Below are 21,610 nucleotides of genomic sequence, written 5' to 3'. Positions count from 1 at the left end.
GACGAGGAAGCCCGATGCCGCAGCCCACCCCATCCATCACGCTGCCCGGCGGTCCCCCCTCGGGCGGCGCTCCGCCCGTCGACCCGCCCACGCCGCCGGAGGTCCTGCGCCGCTCCGCGGTGGCCTGGCTGGGCCGGCACCTGCTCGACCGGCAGGAAGGCGGCGTCCATCGGGCCGCACCCGCGGTCGGCGGCAGCCCGATCGCCGACCACAAGCACCTGTACGACCAGTCCGCCGCGGTTCTGGCCTTCGCCGACGACGCGCCGGACGAACTCACCGTCGCGCTGCGCGGCCTGCACGCACTGCTCGACCGCGACGGCCGGCCCGGCTTCTCCGAGCTGGCCGACCGGTCCTGGCGGGTACGCCCGGAGGGCCGGGTGCGGACCCTGCACCACCAGTTCCACGCGGCGACCGCGCTGCTGGTGGGCAGCGGACCCACCGCCGACACCGTCGCCCGGGTCAGGGCCGTCGACCTGCTCAACCGCTGCCTGAGCACCTGCCGGAACGGCTTCTTCCCCGGCCGGGTCAGCGAGGACTGGACGCAGACCGTGGACGAGGGCCCCTCCCCGCTCGCCATGGTCGCCGCGGTGCGCGCGCTGACCATCGCCGACGCTCTCGGCGAGTCCGACACGGACGCCGAACAGCTGCCGCTGATCGCCGCGGCCCTGGGCCGGTTCGTCCGCGAACTGCCGTCGCCCGGCGGCTATCCGCAGATCGCCCTCGCCCTGGCCCACGCGGCCAACCTGCTGGGGTCGGACGAACACGCCGACACCGCACACCGCGTCCTGGACCAGACCACCCGCCACTTCACGTCCGCCGCGGACACGGTGGGCATCGGCGGCGGCGACGCCGCCGACCTGCTGCGGGCCGGCGCCGTGGTCCGCTCCCGCGGGTACGACGACCGCGGCGCCACCGCGGTCTCCCGGGCCGCGATCGACCTGCTGGCCGACCGCCGGCACGGCGGCTTCCACACCGACACGGCCCAGATCGGTTCGCCGACGGCCGTCAAGTACGCCCGGGTCCAGTCCACCCTGGCCCGCGCCCTGGGCGCCACGTCCGCCCTGCCGCCCTACTGCGAGGACCCGCCCGCCGATGACCTCGATACCTGAGCCCGCCGCGCTGCTGCCCGCCGACCCCGCCGCCCCCGGTCCTGCTGCGGCCCGGCCGCGCCGGTGGACGAGCCTGACCGCCCCGCAGAACCCGCAGTGGCACAGCCACCCCGCCTTCCCGTCCAGCATGGACGACCTCGCGGCCGCACCGGCCCTGGTCCGGCCCGCCGACCTGCCGCGGCTGCGGTCCGCGCTCGCGCGGGTCGCGCTCGGGCACGCGGTGGTCGTGCAGGCGGGCGACTGCGCCGAGAGCTTCTACCAGTGCACACCCGAAGCGGTCGGCGCCCGGATGGACATGCTCGACCTGCTCGCCGAGGTGCTGGAGTCCAGGACCGGCCTCCCGGCGGTGCGTATCGGCCGCATCGGCGGCCAGTACGCCAAACCCCGATCCAATCCGGTCGAGCGCGTGGGCGACCGGATGTTGCCGTCCTTCCGCGGACACCTCGTCAACTCCGAGGTGCCCAGCCGCGCCGCGCGGGAGCCCGATCCGCGCCGGATGCTGTGGGCCCACCAGGCCGCCTCACAGGTGATGGGCTGGCTGGACGAGCGCCGTACGGCCCGGTCGGCCACCGACGCCGCGGCGGACCGCGGCGGGCTGCCGCTCGGGCCGTGGTCCAGCCACGAGGCCCTGGTGGTCGACTACGAGGCGGGGCTGCTGCGGGAGGACGAGCGGATCGGGTCGTACCTGGCGTCCACCCACCTGCCGTGGATCGGCGAGCGCACCCGCGATCCCGACTCGGTGCATGTGCGCATGCTGGCCGGCATCGCCAACCCGGTCGGCTGCAAGGTCGGGCCGACCGCCCGCCCTGACCACCTGCGCCGGCTCTGCGAGCTGCTCGACCCGGACCGCACTGCGGGCCGCCTGGTGCTGATCGCCCGCATGGGCCGGGACCGGGCGGCCGAGTCGCTGCCGGACCTGGTCGCCGCGGTACGGGCGGGCGGCCATCCGGCGGTGTGGCTGTGCGACCCGATGCACGGCAACACCGTGACCGCGGCGGGCGGTCTGAAGACCCGCTACCTCGACACGCTCGCCGACGAGGTGCGGATCTTCCTGCGGGTGCTGGCCGAGCAGGGGGTGCCCGCGGGAGGCGTCCACCTGGAGGCCGCGGGCGAACCGGTCACCGAGTGCGTCGGCGGCCCCGTGGCGGACGAGCGGGACCTGACCCGGCGCTACACGACCCTGTGCGACCCGCGGCTCAGCCCGGAGCAGGCGGTGCGGCTGATCGAAGGCTGCTTCCCTGAGCCCCGCCGGTGACGGCGGGCGCACCGCGCGGGACCGGGTCCGTATCGAAGCCTGCGTCGGCGAGCCGGCACTGGACCGAGGCGCTGTGTGCCATCGGATGGAGTACCGACAGTTGGCGTCAACTACCTGGCCCTGAAGGGTCGGGCTTGGAGGTAGAGCCCGGCTGGGTGCTGGGTTGTCTCCTCCGTCCAGCACCCTAAGCGGGTGCAGGGGCGTGTGACTCCGCCCCGCTTCGCCACAACTGCCACGCACGGGCACGGATGTTGCGGGAGGCATTGCGGTCGGCGTGATCAACGAATCCGCACGACCGGCACGCGAACCGCCCCTGAGAGACACGGTTCAGCTTGTCTGTGTATCCGCACTCCGCGCACATGCGGGAGGTGTAGGCGGGGTCGACGAACAGGACGGGGACACCGGCCCTGCGGGCCTTGTACTCCACGAACCGTCCGAGTTGGGCGAAGGCCCAGGAATGCAACGCGACCCTCCCCCAGCCTTCGGCCGGGAGGTGCCCCCAGGGCTTTCTCAGCCGTACCCGCTGGCGGATACCGGCAAGGTCTTCCATACCGATCCCGCACCCGGTGCGTTCAGCCTCGGTCACGATGCGCTTGGAGACGATGTGGTTGGCCTCAGCCGCTTTGCGCTGCTCCTTGCGGCGCTGCCGCTTGAGGACCCGCTTGGCCGACCGGGTGCCCTTCTTCTGGAGCTTCGCCCGCAGGGCAAGCTGACGCTTACGGTAGCGGTTCAGGTCGCGTCCGGCGTGGATCGTCCCGTCCGAGGTGGCGGCGATATTGACGATGCCCAGGTCCACGCCGAGGAAATCGGCCGGCTCGTACCGCTCGGCCTCGGGGACTTCACACGTGGCGATGAGGAACCACATGCCGTCGCGGTGGACGAGATCGGACTCGCCCTTGCGGTGGTCGGCCAGTAGCTTGCGGGCCTGGTCCGAGCAGACGAAACACACCCCACGCATACGCCCGGCGGTGGTCCAGATGGAGACGGTCCGCTCGTCGACCTGCCAGGAAAGACACCGGTCGTCGTACGGCTGTGCCGCATCTTCACGGAAGACGACCGGCTTCGACTCGGCCTTGGCCCCGCGCTTCGATCCAGGCTTGCCGAGGTTCCCGGCACGGACATCGGCGCGCACGGTGGTGTAGGCGTCGGCAACCATCCGCAGCACATGCAGCGCCGGCTGCGCCGACAGGCCCCGGCCTTTCAAGTCGCGGTAGGCGAAGCCCTGCAACGCCTTACGCGAGGTCTCCCCCCGCTCGTGCGCCTGGCCAGACAGCCAGTTCGCCGCGTCCGCGCACTACCTCCGCAAGGAGTACACCGACCACATCCGCAAGCACCTGTGGGGCACGCACTTCTGGTCACCCTCATACTTCGCGGCCTCCGCCGGCGGAGCACCACTGTCCGTCATCAAGGAGTACATCGAGCAGCAAAGACGCCCGCTGTAACGCGAGCGTCAAAACAGTCCAGAGAAGCCATTCCTCCCGAGCCCTAAAGGGCCGGGATTCCTGGCTAGATCATGTCGAAAGTCCCGATCTCCTGTGCTCGGCAGCCTTGCACCAGGTCGTAAGGTTCCGGTCGTGGAGCCTGACTGCGTACATGGGTGGTGCGCCTTTCAAAAGGGGCCGGCCGGCGAGGCCGGCTTCCGAGCGTGCGGGCCGGTCGCGGTGGCGGCATCGGCGGTGGCGGTGTGCGGGGTGGGGCCCGGCGACCTGGGCGAGGACAGGACCCAGCCGGCGAAGGCTTCGGTGCCGTCCACGATCGCCTCGGAGCGCGGCGAGTGGTAGAGGTCCATCACGTGCTGTCCGCCGGGCAGTTCGGCGTAGACGACGGCGTTGTGCGATACGTCGCGCAGCCGGCCGACGAAGTTCCGGGCGCCCTCGACGGTGCCCAGCGGGTCCTTGGTGCCGTGGACGACCAGGAACGGCGGCGCGCCGGGATTGAGGTATCGGTAGGGCTGCTCCGGGGGCGGCGTCTCTTCGGGCTGCTCGCCGAAGAAGTGGCCGTAGTAGCCGTAGAGGCAGATCGCGGCGGTCACCGAGGTGTCGGCGTCCTCGAAGCCCGGCTGGAACGCCGGGTCGTTCGGGGTGAGCGCGCAATGGGCCGCCATGTTGGCGCCGGCCGAGCCGCCCGCCACGAACACCCTCGATGGATCGGCGCCGTACCCGGAGCCGTGCTCGCGGACCCAGGCGATGACCTTCTTGGCGTCGATCTGGTGGCCGGGGAAGGTGGTCTGGGGCCGCAGTCGGTAGTTGGCGCTGATGCACACCCATCCCTGTCCGGCGAGCCGGTGCAGCAGGGGACGCCCCTCGCGGCTCTTCGCGCCGCGGGAGTAGTGGCCGCCGTGGAAGTAGATCAGGACCGGTGCGTTCGGCGGTGCGTCGCGGCGGCGGTAGAGGTCGAGCAGATTGCGGCGCCCGGCGTCCCCGTAGCGGATGTTGGGGATCCGCTCCACGCCGCGCGGTCGCAGGAGGCCCGGTGGCGGCAGCAGCAGGATGCGGGCCCAGGCCCGGTGGCGGCGCGGCGGCGCGTGCACGTGATCCCGCCAGTCGGCCCCCAGCCCTTCCCGGAGGCCCTGCCCGACGGCCCGGTCCGACCGCACGCCGCGCCAGGCGGCGACGGCCAGCCCGACGACGGTGGCGGCGGCCACCCCGACCACCGCCCGGGCGCCCGTCGACCCCAGGTCACCCTGGGCCGCGGCGAGTGCGGTGGAGGCCACGAGGGCGTAGATGGCCACGAACGGCAACTCGTTGGGGAGCAGGCCGAAGACGAAGCTCATGCTCGCCACCGGGCCGCGCCGACGCGGGGAGACAACGGCGAAGAAGGTGCACCAGGCGATGAGCGCCACGGTGATCAGATAGCCGACTGGCACGAAACCTCCAAGGACGTGAACGCTGACCGAAGATCGCAGCCCACATGAGCGTAGACGAGGGACTGCCGCCGCAACCGGGTCGAGCGCGACGGCTCGGGCGGCGGACACGGCGTTCCCTTCGGTCGGCTCCGGGAGTGTGCCGAGAGTGATCCTGTGGGCGCCGTCCCGTACGGACAGGCCCGCCAGCCGCTCGAGTTTCCAGGACTCACCATCCCGGATCGCCGCCCGCCGCTCCCGAAAATCCTGCTTGTAGTCCTCGCGTGTGCGGTGTGTCAGGATGTGCCCCTCATGACCTCGCCCGACCCGCAACTCGACCCGCAACTCGACCCGCAACCCGCTCCCGGGGTGCCCCCCGCCACCGCTCGCGACCCTGATCGCGGCCCTGATCGCGGCCCCGGTCCCGCCCCCGGTCATCGCTTTCGCGCGGGCCTCGTGCTTCGGGTGGAACTGCTCGGCTGGTCGCTGGTGCTGCTGCTGGCCTCGGCGGTGTCGTTCGCCCTGCTGTTGCTGTGGAGCATGGCGGTGGGCCTGGTCCCGATGGGGGCCGGGCTGCCGGTGGCGCTGCTGGCGACGGTGCTCGTGCGCCGGTTCGCCGACCGGCACCGTAACTGGGCGGAGCAGTGGGGCGGAGAGCCGGTCGCCGACCCGTACCGGCCGGTCCCGGAGGGGAACTGGCTGACCCGGCTGTGGGTCATCCTGCGCGACCCGGCGACCTGGCGGGACTGGGCCTGGCTGGTCGTGGACTCGGTGGCCGGGTGGTTCACCGCCGGCGGTTCGTTCCTGATCTTCGCGGCCGGGGTGTTCTCGCTGACGTATCCGCTGGTCTTCGCCTTGACCCCGGCCCAGGTGTTCCGTACCCCGTTGGGCCCGTACTTCCATGTGCGGACCGTCGCCGAGTCGTTCGCCATGGTCCCGCTCGGCCTGATCCTTCTCGCGCTCTGGTATGTCAGCGCGGTGCCGTTGGCGCGGCTGAACGCGTGGGTGATCCGCTCGTTGCTGGCCCCGACCGAGCAGGCCGGGCTGCGGGCTCGGGTGGCGCAACCGGCTTCCTCACGGGCGGAGTCCGTCGACACCCAGGCCGGCGAACTGCGCCGGATCGAACGGGATCTGCACGACGGCGCCCAGGCCCGCCTGGCCTCGCTCGGGATGAGTCTCGGTCTGGCCGAGCAGTTGCTGGCGGACGACCCGCAGGCGGCGGCCCGGCTGCTGGCCGAGGCCCGCGAGTCGACCTCGACCGCCCTGGTCGAACTGCGCGATCTCGTACGGGGCATCCATCCGCCGGTGCTGGCCGACCGGGGCCTGGACGGCGCGATCCAGGCGCTGGCCCTGGCCAACCCGGTGCCGACCACGGTCACCATCGGCATTCCCGGGCGGCTGCCGGCTTCGGTGGAGTCGGCGGCGTACTTCGCGGTCGCCGAGGCCCTGGCGAACTCCATCAAACACGCGCAGGCGCACCACATTTCGATCCGCCTCGACTACACCGGGGACGGCGGCGGTCTGTTGAGTATGGTCGTCGGTGACGACGGCCGCGGTGGGGCCTCATTCGAGGGCGGGACCGGATTGCGGGGCATCGAACGGCGGTTGAGCGCGTTCGACGGAACCGTGCGAGTCGACAGTCCGGTCGGCGGACCTACCGACGTGAGGATGTCCCTGCCATGCGTGTTGTCGTAGCGGAGGATCTGGCCCTGCTGCGCGACGGGCTGATCCGTATCCTCGATGCCTACGGGTTCGACGTCGTCGAGGCGGTGGACAACGGCCCTTCCCTGGTACGGGCGTTGGACACCCATCGCCCCGACGTGGCCGTGCTCGACGTGCGGCTTCCCCCGACGTTCACCGACGAGGGACTGCGCGCCGCGATCGACGTCCGTACCCGCATCCCGGGCCTGCCGGTACTGATGCTCTCGCAGTACGTGGAGCAGCTCTACGCCCGCGAGTTGATGTCCGACCGGGCCGGCGCGGTCGGATACCTGCTCAAGGACCGGGTGTCGAACGTGGGGCAGTTCATCGACACCGTGTGCCGGGTCGCCGCCGGTGCCACGGTCATGGACCCGGACGTGGTCGCGTCGCTGCTGGCCAGGCACGAGGGCGACGAACCGCTACGGGCGCTGACCCCCCGCGAGCGCGAGGTGCTGTCGCTCATGGCCGAGGGCCGCTCCAACGCCGCCATCGCCGCCCGGATGTTCGTGACCGAGAAGGCGGTGAGCAAGCACAGCAACAGCATCTTCACCAAGCTCGGGCTACAGCAGTCCGAGGAGGACAACCGTCGGGTCCTGGCCGTCCTGGCCTACCTACAGGCGTGAGGACGTCGCCGGCGCAGCGGCCGCGGCCGCGGGTCGTAACGACCTGGGAGGTAATAGGGAGTGGATCAGGGAGCGGCGTCATGTGGCTTCGGATCCAAGGCGGAGGAGGGAGGCGATGCTGGGGGCACTCCCCCTGGCTTCGCCGGGGGCACCCCCACCCACGCCGCAGGCTGTGGGGGAATCGTCGACCGACGACAACGCCGGAGGCGGAGTCGCAGGGCGGCGCGAGCCCGCTCCCTACTACCCCCCAGGTCGTAAGCCTCACCCCAGCAGGGTGAGGTACGGATCGCCGGCCGTGCGCATACTCGGGAGCATGAACAAGCACGGGCAGCTCGCGGACTTCCTGCAAGCACGCCGGGGCCAGTTGCAGCCCGAAGACGTCGGACTGCGGACCTACGGTGAGCGGCGCCGGGTGCCGGGGCTGCGGCGGGAGGAGCTCGCCATGCTCGCGGGCATCAGCGCGCCCTACTACACGCGGCTCGAACAGGGCCAGTCGCACAACGCCTCGCCCGAGGTGCTCGACGCCCTGGCCGGCGCGCTGCGGCTGGACGAGTCCGAGCGGGCTCATCTGCACGCGCTGGCCCGCGCACCGAAGAAGGGCCGGGCCACGACCCGGCCGCGTCCCGAACGCATCACCGGGGCAACCCGCGCCCTGCTGGCGGCGATCGAGGGCACACCCGCCATCGTCATCGGCCGCCGCAGCGACGTGCTGGCCTGGAACGGTCAGGGGCATGCGCTGTTCGCCGGGCATCTCGACCCGGCCGCTCCGGACGATCCCGGGCGGCGGCCGAACATGGCCCGGCTGGTGTTCCTCGACGCGCACACCCGTGACCTGTACGCCGACTGGCCCGCCAAGGCGAAGGCCGTGGTGGGCAACCTGCGCCTGACCGCCGGCCGTTATCCCGACGATCCGCTACTGGCCGCACTGATCGGCGAACTGACCATGCGCAGCGCGCAGTTCGCCACGATGTGGGCCGACCACCGGATCCGGGCCTGCGATGTCGCCGACTACGACATGCGCCATCCCCTGGTCGGAACGCTGACCGTCACCCAGCAGACACTGCAGAGCCCGCAAGGCAACGGCCCGGCCATCGTGGTGGCCACCGCCACCCCGGGTTCCCCCTCCGCGACAGCCCTGACGCTGCTCGCCCACGCCACCACACCCCAGGACCACCGAACGACCCGCCCCGGACGCAGCGCCGACACCCCCACCAACTGACACCCCGCCAGCTGACGCCTCCGCCAACTCACCGCACCACCAACTGACTCCACCGCCAAACCCGCACCACCGGACTTCCGCCGCCGGCCCCGGGCACCCCGGGCACCCCGGCTGCGCCCTGCACGCGCCGCCCGGCAACGCGTACACGGCTTCCCTTCGAAGTCCCTTCCTCAGTCCCCTACTTGTGACCACGGCGCCACGCCGCGGCCCCCGCATGCCCGAAATACCCACGAACACCCGAAACGCCCGGAACGCCCCCCTGAACGACCACCGATGACAGCCCTGCCGGGCGACCCCGGCCAGGACCCGGCAGCACACGAAGAAGACCAGGAGCACACACCATGAGCGACATGACCCTCGGCGACGTCGAGATCACCCGGGTCGAGGAGATGCACGGACCGGTCGGCATGACCCCGGACGTGTTCTTCCCCGGCTCGCCCAAGCAGGACTGGGACGTGCACCGCTCCGTTCTCGTCCCCGACTTCCTCGACGACGAGACCGGGATCTGCGAAGTCGCTATGCAGACCTGGGTACTGCGCAGCGAGGGCAGGACCATCCTGATCGACACCGGCATCGGCAACCACAAGGAACGCCCCGCCGTGCCGTCCTGGAGCCACCTGGAACTGGACTACCTCGGCAACCTCCAGCGGGCCGGCGTGCACCCCGACGACGTCGACATCGTGGTCAACACCCACCTGCACGTCGACCACGTCGGATGGAACACCCGCCTGGAGGACCGGACCTGGGTGCCGACCTTCCGCAACGCCACCTACCTGATGCCCAAAGCCGACTTCGAGTACTGGAACCCGGCGAACAACCCGAACATCGCCGGCGGAGTCAACGAGAACGTCTTCGAGGACAGCATCGCGCCCGTACACGCCGCCGGTCAGGTCCGGCTCTGGGAGTCCAGCCACGCCATCGACGCCAACCTGCGCCTACAGGCCGCTCCCGGCCACACCCCGGGATCGAGCATCGTGAAACTGGCCTCCGGCTCCGAGCGCGCGGTCTTCGCCGGCGACCTGCTGCACTCGCCCTTCCAGGTCATGCAGCCGGACCACAGCAGCTGCTTCTGCGAGGACCCGGCAACCGCCCGCACCACCCGGCGCGAGATCCTCGGCTGGGCCGCCGACACCAACGCACTGGTCATGCCGGCCCACTTCACCGGCCACGGCGCGCTGGAAGTGGAACACAGCGGCAGCTCGTTCGCCATCAAGCAGTGGGCCCCGCTCGACCGGCTCTGACACCCGGCCGGACCGCAACCACGGCCCCGGGCACCACACCCCGGGGCCACCGGCCCACCCCCTTCGGAGACGAGATGTCATCCCCCGGTCCCTCCGGCCTGGACGTCACCACCACCTCGGGCCCGGTCCGCGGCCGCCGCTACGCCGACGGCGCCGCCGCCTTCCTCGGTGTGCCCTATGCGGAGGCCCCGGTAGGGGCCAACCGCTTCTCCCCGCCTCGCCCGCACGAACCCTGGAGCGGCATCCGGGACGCCACCCGGCAAGGCCCCACCGCGCCCCAGCCGCACCGTGACCACTTCGGCACCCTCGACATGTCGCCGTACTTCGGCCCGGGCTGGGTCCAGGGGGACGACTACCTCACGCTCAACATCTGGAGGCCAGATCCGCGGCACCGCCCGGCCCCGGTGATGGTCTTCGTGCACGGCGGCGGCTTCGTCGCCGGGTCCGCCAACTGCGCGCTCTACGACGGCCGGTCCTTCGCGCGCGACGGCGTCGTGCTCGTCAACGTCAACTACCGCCTGGGCATCCCCGGCTTCCTGCACCTGAGCGACGCACCCGACAACCGCGGCATGCTGGATGTCCTCGCCGCGCTGCGCTGGGTCCAGGACAACATCGCCGCCTTCGGCGGCAACCCCTCCAACGTCACGCTCTTCGGCCAGTCCGCCGGCGCCATCCTCGTCAACGGCATCCTGGCCGACCCCGCCGCCCGGGGACTCGTCCACCGGGCCATCATCCAGAGCGGAACCGGCACCGGGGCCTTCACCCCCGAGCAGGCCCAGCGCGTCACCGACGCGGTCGGCCGGCAACTCGGACGCCCGCCCACAGCCATGGCCATGGCCGACATCCCCGACGGGGAACTCGTGGCGATCCTGCCGCACCTGGGCGCTGTGGACCTGCGCACCCAGGACGCCTTCCACCCCCTCGGCGGCATCACACCCTTCAGCCTCGTCCTCGACCAGCAGCCCGCCGACACCATCGCCGCAGGAGCGGGCGCCCACGTGGATCTGCTGATCGGCTCGAACACCGAGGAAGGAAACCTCTACCTCGCCCCGCACGGCCAGTTGGTCGACACCAGCGAGGAGGACCTCCTGCACGCCGCCGCGCAGTCCCACCCGCATCCCGCCGAACTCGTCCGGCACTACCGCGAACAGCGCCCGAGCGCCTCCAACCCCGAACTGCACTCGGCGATCGTCAGCGACGCCCTGTTCGGAAACGGCACCCGGCGCACGGCCACCGCCCACGCGGGCTCACATCCCGCCAGGACGTTCCACTACGAGTTCGCCTGGCGGTCCAACGCCCTCGAAGGACGCCTCGGCGCCGCCCACACCATCGAGCTCCCCTTCGTCTTCGACAACGTCCGGCTCCCCCGCCTCCACGGCCCGCAGGCGCTGCTGGGCACCGGGACCCCACCCGCCGACCTGGCACAACGGGTGCACCGGAGCTGGATCCGCTTCGCCACCACCGGCAGCCCCGGATGGCCTTCCCACAGACCCGCTCATCCCCACACCATGCGCATCGCCGACACCTGGACGTGCCGGTAGCCGGCCGTGCTTCGCGCCGCTGTGCCGGTCACCAGCGGCGCGGTCAGCGGCCGGCGCGGTCGGCCGGCGCGGTCAGCGGCCGGCGCGGTCAGCGGCCGGTGTTCACCATGGCCTCGATCTGCGCCTCGACGATGTCGGGGCGGTCGACGGGTATGTCGTGGGAGCTGCGGGCGGCGGTGACGAGGTGCCGGTTGGGCGCCGCCTTGACGAACTCGGCCTGGGCGGTGCGCCACGCCTTCGCGTCGGACGGGGAGGTCGGGAACGGGGTCTGCTCGGACACGATGACATTGACGGGAACGCTCGCCGGCCATGCGATCCGGTGATAGGCACGCTGGTCCGGCACGTAGTCGGCGGCAACGGCCAGGAGTTGACGGTCCGCCTTCGTGAGGGTCTTGCCCTTCAACGCGTCGACCTGGCCCTGGGTGGCAGCCGCGACCCTGGCAACCTCGGTGTCGGTGGAGAACTGCGGCACACTGGCATCCACGAGGACGGCCCCGGCGAACTGGCCGGGATGCTGCCGGGTCAGATACGTCGCGATCTCCCCCGCCTCGGAGTGCGACACCAGAACCACGTCGTGGGTGGCCCCCAGGTCGGTGAGCCCGGCCTCCAGATCCGAAACAGCGCTCTGCACCTTCCACGGGCCCGGAACCGCATCGCTCGCGCCCATCCCCGCCCGGTCGTACGTGATGATCTCCGACCCGGTCTTCTTCGCCAGCACCGGGACGATGCTCTTCCAGTAGGACGAGTCGAGGCCGCCACCCGCGTCCAGGACGATCGCGGGCTGACGGCCGGGCGTCACGTGGAAGGCCAGCCGGTGCCCCTGGTTGGTGATCATGTGCAGGGTCGAACCGGTGCCGGTGCCGGAGTCCGCAGCAGAGGCCGCGCCGTTCGTCGCCTTGGCCGGCGTACTCGCGGCGGAGTGGGAAGCGGTGGGGTGGGAGGCGGTGGAGCTACCCGAATGCCCGCAGCCCGCGAGGACCCCGGTCAGAGCCGCGGCCACACCCACGGCGACCGCCACACGCCGGCCCTTGGACGAACGCACGATCTTGACGGTCATGATGATCTCCCCAGAGTGACAGTCCCGGCACAGACGGCCCGAAACGGTGCTTTCTTCGACGAGATCAACTCTGCCTGCGCCACAGGATCCGCACCCTGGTGCTGAAACCCCAAGGTGGGGTAGACAAAACCCCACTGTCCGCCGGGAGGAAAACCGCCCAGGACGAGCGCACCAAGCCGTCGAGGGGTTCTGCCGCAGCCGCGCCCGGGGCCTCGTGACCACGGCCGGGCGAAGGCGACGTATGGGCCGCACCTGGACCGTGCGCGTAAGCCGCCCGTAAGCCGCACGTGGGCCACCCTTGGATCGCGCGTAGCCGCACGCGAGCCGCGCCCGGCGCCGCACGTGGGCGGCTGACAGCTCACCCCCGGGCCGGACCGGCCGGAATCACACGAGGTTCACGGTCACGTTCGTGACCTGCCCGCCGCGCTCGATCGGAGCGATCCACCGGTACGACCGGCCAGGCTCGTGCTGATCAGCCGGGCGAGCGGGGCCGCGTGTGCGGTGAGGTAGAAGTGGCCGCCCGGGAAGGTGACCAGGTCGAACGCGGACGTGGTGTGCTCCTGCCAGGCAGCGGCCTCCTCGGCGGTCACCTTCGGGTCGTCGGCGCCGGTCAGCACGGTGATCGGGCAGTCCAGGAGCGGGCCGGCGGCGCACCGGTGGCTCTCGACAATGCGGTAGTCGGCGCGGATCGCCGGCAGCACCATCCGTACGAGTTCCTCGTCGGCGAAGACCCGGGAGTCCGTGCCGCTCAGCGCGCGGATCTCGCGCAACAGACCGTCGTCGTCGAGGAGATGGGCCCGCTCGGGCCGCTGCCGCGAGGGGGCGCGGCGGCCCGAGACGAACAGGGCGGCCGGCGGCCGGCCGGCGGCCTGTAGCCCGCGGGCTGCCTCGTAGCCGAGGACCGCGCCGAGGCTGTGCCCGAAGACGGCGAGCGGCCGGTCCGTCCACGGCAGCAGTTCGGCCACCACGTCGCGGGCCAGCGCGTCCATGCTCGGCGCGAACGGTTCGCCGCGGCGGTCCTGCCGGCCGGGGTACTGGACCGCGAGCACGTCCACGTCGTCGCCGAGCAGGGCGGGCAGTTCCGCGAAGAAGCCGGCCGAACCGCCGGCGTGCGGAAGGCAGGCCAGCCGTACCGGGGCGTCGGGGCGGGGCCGGAAGCGGCGGATCCACAGGCTGTCGCGCGGGTCGCCGCTCATGCGGCCCTCGGGGGGTCGTAGCGGTGGAAGCCGTGGCCCGTCTTGCGGCCCAGCCGGCCCTCCTTGATCAGCCGGTCCAGCAGCGGCGGCACGGCGTGCCGGGGGTCGCCGGTGCCGTTCTCCATGTTGCGTGCCACGTCGGCGATGACGTCGAGGCCGATCAGGTCGAGGACGGTGAGCGGACCCATGGGGTGACCGCAGCCGAGCGTCATGGCGCGGTCGATGTCCTCGGCCGTGGCGATGCCGGACTCGTACATGCGCACGGCGGCCATGAGGTAGGGGATGAGCAGCGCGTTGACGACGAAGCCGCTGCGGTCCTCGGCGCGCACGATCTGCTTGCCGAGCGTCTCGGTGACCAGCGCCTCGGCGCGCCGCGCGGTGCGGTCGGTGGTGTCTGCGGAGCGGATGACCTCCACCAGCGGCATGGTCGGCACGGGGTTGAAGAAGTGCAGGCCGATCACGTCGCCGGGGCGGCCGCTGGCCTTGCCCAGATCGGTGATGGACAGGGAGGAGGTGGTGGTGGCGAGGATCGCCGCGGAGTCCTCGACGGTCCTCGCCAGCGCGGTGAACACGCGCAGTTTGGTCTCCCGCTCCTCCGGCACCGCCTCGATGACGAAGTCCCGGTCGGCGAGCGCGTCCAGGTCGTCGCCGAACTCCGCGCGCCGTTCGGCGTCCGCGCGCGCCGCGTCGTCGATACGGCCCTTGGCGTGCGCCCGGTCGAGCAGGCCGAGGACGCGGCCGCGGGCGCGGCCGGCGGAGGCCGCCCCGGAACCCAGGACGCGCACGTCGAGGCCGGCGCGCAGGCACTCGGCGGCGATGCCTGCGCCCATGGTGCCGCAGCCGACCACGCCGATCCGGCGGGCGTTCATGCCGCGCTCCGCAAGGCGGGCGCCGACCAGCGCAGCAGACCCGCGGCCACCGCCATGCCGGCACCGAACGCGGCGAGCAGTACCAGGTCGCCGGGGTGCAGAGCGCCGGCGCGGTTGGCCTCGTCCAGGGCGATGGCGACCGAGGCGCTGCCGGTGTTGCCGGAGTGGTCCAGCGGCAGGTGGGTGGCCGCGCCGGTCAGCCCGCAGGCGTCGACGAGTTCGGCGACCATCATGCCGTTGGCCTGGTGGGGCACGAAGTGGTCGATGTCGGCCGCCTTGTGGGCGCAGCGCTCCAGCAGGGCGTCTATGACGCCGGGCACGTTGTCCATGACGTAGTCGTGGACCTGACGGCCCTTCATGTGCAGGACGTGGCCGTGGTCGGCGACGGTCTCGGTGGAGGCGGGGTGGCGGCTGCCGCCGGCGGGGATCTCGATGAGGTCGTAGGCGGCGCCGCCGCCGACCATGTCGAGGTCGATGAAGCCGGCGCCGTCGTCGACGGCGGCGACCACGGCGGCTCCGGCGCCGTCTCCGAACAGCACGCTGGTGGCCCGGTCGCCGAAGTCGATGAACCGGGAGTACACGTCGGTGCCTATGACGAGGGCCTTGGCGGCGGGCCGCAGGGTGATCAGGCCGCGGGCCAGGGCCAGGGAGGTGACGAAGCCGGAGCAGGCGATGTTGACGTCGAAGCAGCCCGCGCGGTGGGCGCCGAGCGTGTGCTGCACGAGGGTGGCGGTGGCCGGGATGGGCGCGTCGCCGGTGGTGGTGGAGACGATGAGGTAGTCGATGTCGTCGGCGTCGAGGCCGGCCGCGTCGAGCGCGGCACGAGCGGCGTGCACGGCGAGGTCGGAGGCTGCCTCGTCGGGAGCGGCGAAGCGACGCGAGACGATCTTCGTCTTGCGTTCGATCCACTCCTCGCTGGTGCCGGGCACCATCCGGACGACATCGGCGTTGGTGACCACCCGTTCGGGCAGGTACGAGCCGGTCGCGAGGATGCCGATGCCGATGCCTATGCCGTCGGTCGGCGGGTCGGTGGTCAAGTTCGTGTCCCTTCGGATGTTGTCGGGCGACCGGATCAGCCGGCGGCAGCCGCGGTGAACGACCGCAGCGGGGTGAGGGTGTCCTCGCCGATGCGTGCGCGCAGTTCGGGCGCGGTGACGCCGAGGCCGGGCGCGGGGGCGAGGCAGAGCACGCCGACCTTGCCGATATGCCGGTTGAGCTGCACCAGCCGGGTCGCCTCCCCGACCTCGGCCAGCGGGTACACCGCGGAGACCACCGGGGCGATGCGGCCCTGCTCGAAGAGGCGGGCGCACTCGGTCATCTCCTGGAGGTTGGCTATGTGGCTGCCGATGATCCGTTTCAGCTTCATCCACAGGTAGCGGTTGTCGAAGGTGTGCTGGTAGCCGGTGCTGGACCCGCAGGTGACGACGGTGCCGCCGCGCCGGACGACGAACACGGAGATGCCGAAGGTGGCGCGTCCGACGTGCTCGAACGCGATGTGCGGGTCCTCCCCCACCTCGCGGCGGATGATCGCGCCGAGCCGTTTGCCGGCCTTGACGGCCTGCTCGGGGTCGTCCCCGGTGTCGTCGCCGATGCCGATCTGCTCACGGTTGATCACCACGTGGCAGCCGAGCCTGCGGGCGACGGCCTCCTTCTGCTCGGAGCCGACCACGCCGACGGCGATGCCGCCGCCGTTGCGGACCAACTGGGCGGCGTACGCGCCGAGCCCGCCGGAGGCGCCCCAGATCAGCACGACGTCACCCTGCTTCATGCGGGCGCCGCGATCGCTGACGAGCATCCGGTAGGCGGTGCCGCCGCACACGGCGATGCTCGCGGCCTCCTCCCAGCTCAGGTGTGCGGGCTTGGGTACGAGCTGGCTGGCGCGGGCGATCGCGTAGTGGCCGAGCCCGCCGTAGTTCGTCTCGAAGCCCCAGGCGAGCTGGGCCTCGCTGAGCATCCCGTCGGTCTGGGTGGCCGGCTCCTGGTCGTCGACGTGGGCGGGGCTGACGATGACGTGGTCGCCGATCCGCCGGCGTCGTACGCCGGAGCCGACCCGTACGACGACCCCGGCCGCGTCGGAGCCCAGTACGTGGAAGGGCTGGTCGTGCCGGGTCGCCCAGCCGCCCTCCCTGCCGTAGGCGCGCAGGAAGCGGAAGGTGGACAGCGGCTCGAACTTCGCCGACCAGACGGTGTTGTAGTTGACGGAGCTGGCCATCACGGCGACCAGCACCTCGTCCGGGGCCAGTTCGGGCATCGGGACCTCGCCGACATGCAGGGTGCGGCGTACGTCCTTGTCCTCGGTGGTGTCCGCCCGCGTGAAGATGTTCTCGTCCTCGACGCGCAGGTGCGCGGCGGTGAACGTGTCGGGCAGCGGGGCGCGGGCGAGCTCCTCCGGAGGGGCTCCGGACAGCACGGCGTCGGTCAGGGACATCGGTACCTCACTGGCTGGTGGACGGCTCGACGGACAGCACGTGATGGAAGACGTTGCGGGGGTCCCACTGCGCCTTGATCCGCTGGAGCCTGGGGTAGTTGTCCTTGTAGTAGAAGGTCGACCAGGGCACGCCGGAGGCGTTGTGGGCGGGGTCGGCGAGGTCCGAGTCGGCGTAGTTGATGTAGCAGCCGTCCCAGGTGCCGTCGGGCACGGGCACCCCGCCGGTGTGGGCGTAGACGTCCTTGTACATGCCGCGCACCCAGGCCAGGTGCTTGTCGTCCTGGGTCGGGTCCGTCCACCACGCCTGGTACTGCATCTTGACGACCGAGTCGCGCTGCGGGATGGCGGTGGCGTCCGGGGCGACCGTGGAGATCTGGCCGCCGTACGGGAAGATGATCAGGGAGGCGCCCGGGTTGCTGTAGTCCGTCGCCGTCAGGTAGCGGTGGATGGTCTGCGCCTGCTCGGTGGTGAAGTTGCCCTTGAGATAGGCCGACTTCGCCTTGACGCGTACGGCGGGGGCCGCGTAGTTCGAGGTGGAGATGTACCGGGTGGCCTGGCCCCAGGTCGCCTTGGTGGGTGCGGCGACCAGTGCCGCGCGGACGGCCTCGGCGGTGCCCTCGCCGATCGCGGTGAGGTAGTCGGTGAGGATGTCCGCGGCGCCGTCGACGGTCGCGTCGACCTGGGTGATGAGCGTGAGGGCGCCGGCGGCGACCTGGTTGAGGCCGAACAGGCTGGACAGCGCGGTCTGCGGGGTACCGGGGGCGCTGTGGGCGCTCAGCCAGTCGATGTAGTTGCGCAGCAGCCGTACGAAGTCGGCCTCGTCGATGGCGCTCCAGGGGATGGCCGTGACGTTGAGCAGGACGTGCGAGGGGGGCTGGGGCAGCAGGGTGCGCGGGTCGTCGCCGGACGCGCCCGGGGTGCGGAACCAATACCGCGTGACCACGCCGAAGTTGCCGCCGCCCCCGCCGGTGTGCGCCCACCACAGGTCGTGGTGCGGGTCGTCGGGTTCGGCGGTGGCCACGACGGCGCGGGCCCGGCCGTCGGCGTCCACGACGACGACCTCCACGGCGTACAGGTGGTCCACGACCAGGCCGAACTGGCGTGACATCAGCCCGTATCCGCCGCCGCAGGCGTGGCCGCCCATGCCGACCGAGTAGCACAGCCCACCGGGGAGGGTGACGCCCCAGCGGTGCAGCAGGGTGTCGTAGACGTTGAGGAGGATCGCGCCGGGCTGGACGGAGAAGGCGCGGCGCTGCTCGTCGTACGTCACCTCGTCGAGGGTGGACAGATCGAGGACGGCCTCGATCTCCGGGTTGTAGACGAAGTTCTCGAAGCAGCCGCCGCCGCTGCGCACCGAGATGCGCTTGCCGGCGGCCACCAACTCCTGGACGGCGGCGACCGCTTCCGCGGTGGAGCTGATGACCCGGATCTGGTCCGGGGTGCCGATCCAGCGCTGGTTGTAGCCGCTGGTCATGTCGTCGTACCGGGCCTCGTCCGGGGTGACGACGATCGGCGCCTGGTCCGTGCCGGATGCCTGGTCCGTGCCGGACGCCTGGTCCGTGCCCGATGCCTGGTCCGTCTCGGCGGCCTGGGCCGTGCCGGATGCCTGGTCCGTGCCGGCGGCCGTTACTGCCACGGTTGCTCCCGCGATCGCGTATCCGAGTAGCTGCCTGCGGCCCGGTTCAGCCATGGGCCACCGCCGGCATGCGGGTGATGGCGCTGACGAAGTTGCTGGTGATGCGGACCGGCTCGCCGATGTGGAAGTCCGGTGCGCGGTGGAGGAGTTCTTTCAACAGGACGCGAAGCTCCATACGGGCGAGAACGTTGCCCAGACAGTGGTGGGGGCCGCCCCCGCCGAAGCTGATGTGGCGGTTGGGGGTGCGGGCCAGGTCGAGGATGTGCGGGTCGGCGAAGACGCGCTCGTCACGGTTGCCGGAGGGGTAGAAGAGCGCCATCTTGTCGCCCTCGCGTATGTGCCGGCCGTGCAGTTCGGTGTCGCGGGCCGCGGTGCGGCGCAGGGTGAGCACCGGGGTGGACCAGCGCAGCAGTTCCTCTATCGCCTTGCCCGCGCGGGCGTCGAAGTCGGCGGCGAGGAAGGCGCGTTGCTCGGGGAAGTCGGACAGGGCCTTGCCGGCGTGGCTGATGGTCTGGCGCGGGGTGTCGAAGCCGGCGCCGATCAGCAGCAGGAAGAAGGCGCTGATCTCGGCGTCGGTCAGGCCGTCGCCGTCGACGCGGGCCTGCACCAGGTCGGTCATCACGTCGTCCTGGGGGTCCTCCCGGCGGGCCTGGGCGATCTCGACGGCCTTGCGGGAGACCAGTCCGACGACCTCGTTGACGATGTCGGCGCGCTCCCGGCCGAGCTTCTCCGCCTCGTCGCGGCTGGCCAGCATGATGGTGATCGCCTCGGTGAAGCGGTCCAACTCCGCGGCCTCCAGGCCCAGCATGGACGTCATCGTCCAACGGGCCATCGGCATCGACACCTTGGCGACGAAGTCGCACTCGCCGGAGGTCGCGAAGTCCTCGACGATACGGCCGACCTCGGCCCCCATCGCGCCGAGCATCTGGTCCATACGGGCGGGGCTGAAGGCGGCCGTGACCAGGCTGCGCACCTTCAGGTGACGGGGCGCGTCCATGGCGACGATGGACTGGGTGGCCTGGAGGATCTCCTCGGGCAGTTCCTCGAACTGCACGCCCCTGCTGGAGATGTAGAGGTCCGGTCGGCTGCTCACCGCCACGATGTCGGCGTGCCGGACCACCGCCCAGAAGCCGTCGTCCGGGGGTGTCGGCAGCAGGCTGCCCTCGGGCGCCTTGTGCCAGGAGATCGGACGTTCGTCGCGCAGGACGCGGAAGGTGTCGTCCCAGGCCGCCGGGGGCTGCGACCAGAACTCGATGGACGAAATGTCGGCGGTGTCGAACTGCCGGGCCGCGGTGGTCACCTGGGTCTCCTCCTCCGGGAACGGCACGTGAGGCCGTGGGGATTCGGCACGGCCTGGCGTGCCGACGCATCGCCTGAGCATGCGGCCGTCCCCTTGCCGAGACCTTGTCGGACCGCTTGCGGCTTCCTTGCGGGGACACGCCGCGAGGTGCCGAAACAGCCCTACGGAAGGGGCCGACCGTGAAAGCGCGAAGTGCTTCCGGGCAGGGGAAAGCCGTGTCGAGCGGGTGGGGAATGCCGGTCCGCTGGCGCCTTCAGGGCGCAGCACACGGCGAATTGACGGGTCGGCCGCAGGCGGGGCCGGGTGGAATCCGGTTCACCCGCTCTTGCGCAGCCGTGTCCGCTCCGTGCCGCTCAGCTCGGCGAGCAGCACCTCCTGGATCAGCGCGTCCCGGAACGTGAGCCGGAACGGCGGCCGTGGCACCCGCCGTAGCAGCCCGCAGCGGGCCGCCGCCTCGATGGCCGCCTCCGGGTCCGTGCCCGGCACCACGACGTGCCGGACCAGTTCCGGGTCGAAGTCGGCGCCCAGCGCCGAGCAGCAGCGCAGTACCTCCAGCACCGGCTCGGGCAGCCCGGCCAGCCGCCGGCCCAACGCCTGTCGTACGCCCAGCGGCACGTCCACCAGCGCCGTCTCCACCGCCGTACGGTGGTGCAGCACCTCCGGGTCGCCGACGCCCGCGAGGAACTCGTGCAGGAAGTACGGGTTGCCGCGACTGCGTCCGTGCAGGACGCGCAGCACGTCGTCCGGCACCCTGACCCCGGTCTGCAGGCCGACGAGTTCGGCGGTTTCGCCTCTCGACAGCCCGGCCAGCCGCAGACTGCGGGTGCGCGGGTCGCTGAGAATGCCGGTGACCACGCCGCCCTTCATGAAGTCCGATGCGACCCCGGTGTCCTCGGCGATCACGACGACGCCGAGCGGTTCGCCGTGCAGTCGCGTGCGCAGCAGCCCCAGCAGTTCCAACGAGCGTGCGTCGGCCTGGTCGAGGTCTTCCAGGACGACGACCAGCGGTGCCTCGGCGGCCAGCACGAGCAGCGTCTCGCACATGGCGTCCTGGATGCGGAAGCGGGCCAGGGTCGACGGCTCCTGCGCGGTCGGGCACCGCCGGTCCGTCTCGGGGTCGAGCATCAGCGGAGCGAGCAGGCTGCCGAACCGGGCCTCCGCCCGGCGGAACGCCTCGGTACGGGAGACGGCCAGCTGGCGGAATATCTGCGACCAGACCCAGTACGCAGGTATGCCCTCCCCGGATGTGCAGCAGCCCCACACCACCTCCTGACGGGCGTTGAGGTGCGCGGTGGTCTCCTCGACCAGCTCGGTCTTGCCCACGCCCATCTCGCCCAGCACGGCGTAGAGATGGCTGCCGCCGTTCAGCGCGTCCAGGATGTGCGCACCGAGCACGGCACGCTCGCGCTCCCGTCCCACGAACGTGCCGTTGGCCCCACGGGTGACTCCGGGAGCGAGGGCGCCGGGAGCCGGGGCGCCGGGCACGCGCAAGCCGGCGGGCGCGGCGGCGGCCAGGCCGAAAGCCGGGTCCACGGCGGCCTGGACGCCATGCGGTGCCGGGTGGGACCCGGCCGTGGAGGTGCGGGGCGGCAA

The 21,610-nt window shown here is 71.7% G+C and carries 16 protein-coding genes and 2 pseudogenes; 8 read left to right on the top strand and 10 right to left on the bottom strand.

What is annotated here, in order from left to right; genetic code table 11:
- The first annotated feature begins 14 nt into the window (after positions 1 to 14).
- Together AC13HU_RS01285 and AC13HU_RS01280 are read left to right on the top strand one after the other, a co-directional pair.
- Complete coding sequence (locus AC13HU_RS01285) at positions 15 to 1,109, top strand: AGE family epimerase/isomerase (RefSeq protein ID WP_483039801.1); 1,095 nt, start codon at positions 15 to 17, stop codon at positions 1,107 to 1,109.
- Positions 1,093 to 2,364: a 3-deoxy-7-phosphoheptulonate synthase gene (locus AC13HU_RS01280; protein WP_483039800.1), complete on the top strand. Its 1,272-nt coding sequence runs from the start codon at positions 1,093 to 1,095 to the stop codon at positions 2,362 to 2,364. Before AC13HU_RS01285 ends, AC13HU_RS01280 begins: the two co-directional genes overlap by 17 nt.
- Positions 2,365 to 2,548: 184 nt before the next feature.
- On the opposite strand, the pseudogene AC13HU_RS01275 reads toward AC13HU_RS01280, so the two are convergent.
- A pseudogene (locus AC13HU_RS01275) lies at positions 2,549 to 3,652 on the bottom strand (RNA-guided endonuclease InsQ/TnpB family protein); the annotation flags it as partial.
- Here AC13HU_RS01275 and AC13HU_RS01270 point away from each other — a divergent pair.
- Positions 3,651 to 3,806: pseudogene (locus AC13HU_RS01270) on the top strand (transposase); the annotation flags it as partial. The pseudogenes AC13HU_RS01275 and AC13HU_RS01270 sit on opposite strands and share 2 nt — an antisense overlap.
- A gap of 167 nt (positions 3,807 to 3,973) precedes the next feature.
- Here AC13HU_RS01270 and AC13HU_RS01265 read toward each other — a convergent pair.
- The gene (locus AC13HU_RS01265) at positions 3,974 to 5,230 is read right to left on the bottom strand and encodes an alpha/beta hydrolase (RefSeq protein WP_483039799.1); all 1,257 of its coding nucleotides are present in this window, start codon (positions 5,228 to 5,230) and stop codon (positions 3,974 to 3,976) included.
- A 288-nt stretch (positions 5,231 to 5,518) separates the two neighbouring features.
- Here AC13HU_RS01265 and AC13HU_RS01260 point away from each other — a divergent pair, with 288 nt between their 5' ends.
- The 5 genes from AC13HU_RS01260 (at position 5,519) to AC13HU_RS01240 (ending at position 11,531) form a co-directional block, all read left to right on the top strand.
- Positions 5,519 to 6,901 carry a sensor histidine kinase gene (locus AC13HU_RS01260; protein WP_483039798.1) on the top strand — a complete coding sequence of 461 codons (1,383 nt, stop codon included), beginning with the start codon at positions 5,519 to 5,521 and terminating at the stop codon, positions 6,899 to 6,901.
- Positions 6,886 to 7,530 carry a response regulator gene (locus tag AC13HU_RS01255; RefSeq protein WP_483039797.1) on the top strand — a complete coding sequence of 215 codons (645 nt, stop codon included), beginning with the start codon at positions 6,886 to 6,888 and terminating at the stop codon, positions 7,528 to 7,530. Before AC13HU_RS01260 ends, AC13HU_RS01255 begins: the two co-directional genes overlap by 16 nt.
- A gap of 313 nt (positions 7,531 to 7,843) precedes the next feature.
- Positions 7,844 to 8,749 carry a helix-turn-helix domain-containing protein gene (locus tag AC13HU_RS01250; RefSeq protein WP_483039796.1) on the top strand — a complete coding sequence of 302 codons (906 nt, stop codon included), beginning with the start codon at positions 7,844 to 7,846 and terminating at the stop codon, positions 8,747 to 8,749.
- A 341-nt stretch (positions 8,750 to 9,090) separates the two neighbouring features.
- The gene (locus AC13HU_RS01245; RefSeq protein WP_483039795.1) at positions 9,091 to 9,990 is read left to right on the top strand and encodes an MBL fold metallo-hydrolase; all 900 of its coding nucleotides are present in this window, start codon (positions 9,091 to 9,093) and stop codon (positions 9,988 to 9,990) included.
- A gap of 74 nt (positions 9,991 to 10,064) precedes the next feature.
- On the top strand, positions 10,065 to 11,531 hold the full coding sequence (locus AC13HU_RS01240) for a carboxylesterase/lipase family protein (protein WP_483039794.1): 1,467 nt from the start codon (positions 10,065 to 10,067) through the stop codon (positions 11,529 to 11,531).
- Positions 11,532 to 11,619: 88 nt separating this feature from the next.
- Here AC13HU_RS01240 and AC13HU_RS01235 read toward each other — a convergent pair whose 3' ends face one another.
- From AC13HU_RS01235 to AC13HU_RS01200, 8 genes are all read right to left on the bottom strand, one after another.
- Positions 11,620 to 12,588 carry an alpha/beta fold hydrolase gene (locus AC13HU_RS01235; protein WP_483039793.1) on the bottom strand — a complete coding sequence of 323 codons (969 nt, stop codon included), beginning with the start codon at positions 12,586 to 12,588 and terminating at the stop codon, positions 11,620 to 11,622.
- Positions 12,589 to 12,989: 401 nt separating this feature from the next.
- Positions 12,990 to 13,784, bottom strand: a complete 795-nt coding sequence (locus AC13HU_RS01230; protein ID WP_483039792.1) for a thioesterase II family protein — start codon at positions 13,782 to 13,784, stop codon at positions 12,990 to 12,992.
- Complete coding sequence (locus tag AC13HU_RS01225) at positions 13,781 to 14,653, bottom strand: 3-hydroxybutyryl-CoA dehydrogenase (protein ID WP_483039791.1); 873 nt, start codon at positions 14,651 to 14,653, stop codon at positions 13,781 to 13,783. The genes AC13HU_RS01230 and AC13HU_RS01225 overlap by 4 nt, the downstream gene beginning before the upstream one ends.
- Positions 14,650 to 15,690, bottom strand: coding sequence for a 3-oxoacyl-ACP synthase III family protein (locus AC13HU_RS01220; RefSeq protein ID WP_483039790.1), 1,041 nt, complete (start codon positions 15,688 to 15,690; stop codon positions 14,650 to 14,652). Before AC13HU_RS01220 ends, AC13HU_RS01225 begins: the two co-directional genes overlap by 4 nt.
- Before the next feature lie 35 nt (positions 15,691 to 15,725).
- A complete protein-coding gene (gene ccrA / locus AC13HU_RS01215) occupies positions 15,726 to 17,081 on the bottom strand; it encodes a crotonyl-CoA carboxylase/reductase (protein WP_483039789.1) in 1,356 nt (451 codons plus the stop codon).
- 7 nt (positions 17,082 to 17,088) lie between these two features.
- Positions 17,089 to 18,717, bottom strand: coding sequence for an FAD-binding oxidoreductase (locus AC13HU_RS01210; RefSeq protein WP_483039788.1), 1,629 nt, complete (start codon positions 18,715 to 18,717; stop codon positions 17,089 to 17,091).
- 46 nt (positions 18,718 to 18,763) lie between these two features.
- Complete coding sequence (locus tag AC13HU_RS01205) at positions 18,764 to 20,017, bottom strand: cytochrome P450 (RefSeq protein ID WP_483039787.1); 1,254 nt, start codon at positions 20,015 to 20,017, stop codon at positions 18,764 to 18,766.
- 315 nt (positions 20,018 to 20,332) lie between these two features.
- Positions 20,333 to 21,610 (bottom strand): ATP-binding protein (locus tag AC13HU_RS01200; protein ID WP_483039786.1); only part of this gene is annotated, 1,278 nt, incomplete at its 5' end.

It is taken from the genome of Streptomyces sp. NH27, assembly GCF_056859195.1.
Note: the sequence above shows the minus strand (reverse complement) of the source record. Positions and strands in the feature narration are given on the sequence as shown.

Bases quoted from the DNA above. Each gene is read 5' to 3' on its own strand.
- AC13HU_RS01285 (WP_483039801.1), top strand. From the start codon at position 15: ATGCCGCAGCCCACCCCATCCATCACGCTGCCCGGCGGTCCCCCCTCG.
- AC13HU_RS01280 (WP_483039800.1), top strand. From the start codon at position 1,093: ATGACCTCGATACCTGAGCCCGCCGCGCTGCTGCCCGCCGACCCCGCC.
- AC13HU_RS01260 (WP_483039798.1), top strand. From the start codon at position 5,519: ATGACCTCGCCCGACCCGCAACTCGACCCGCAACTCGACCCGCAACCC.
- AC13HU_RS01255 (WP_483039797.1), top strand. From the start codon at position 6,886: ATGCGTGTTGTCGTAGCGGAGGATCTGGCCCTGCTGCGCGACGGGCTG.
- AC13HU_RS01250 (WP_483039796.1), top strand. From the start codon at position 7,844: ATGAACAAGCACGGGCAGCTCGCGGACTTCCTGCAAGCACGCCGGGGC.
- AC13HU_RS01245 (WP_483039795.1), top strand. From the start codon at position 9,091: ATGAGCGACATGACCCTCGGCGACGTCGAGATCACCCGGGTCGAGGAG.
- AC13HU_RS01240 (WP_483039794.1), top strand. From the start codon at position 10,065: ATGTCATCCCCCGGTCCCTCCGGCCTGGACGTCACCACCACCTCGGGC.
- AC13HU_RS01235 (WP_483039793.1), bottom strand. From the start codon at position 12,588: ATGACCGTCAAGATCGTGCGTTCGTCCAAGGGCCGGCGTGTGGCGGTC.
- AC13HU_RS01230 (WP_483039792.1), bottom strand. From the start codon at position 13,784: ATGAGCGGCGACCCGCGCGACAGCCTGTGGATCCGCCGCTTCCGGCCC.
- AC13HU_RS01225 (WP_483039791.1), bottom strand. From the start codon at position 14,653: ATGAACGCCCGCCGGATCGGCGTGGTCGGCTGCGGCACCATGGGCGCA.
- ccrA (WP_483039789.1), bottom strand. From the start codon at position 17,081: ATGTCCCTGACCGACGCCGTGCTGTCCGGAGCCCCTCCGGAGGAGCTC.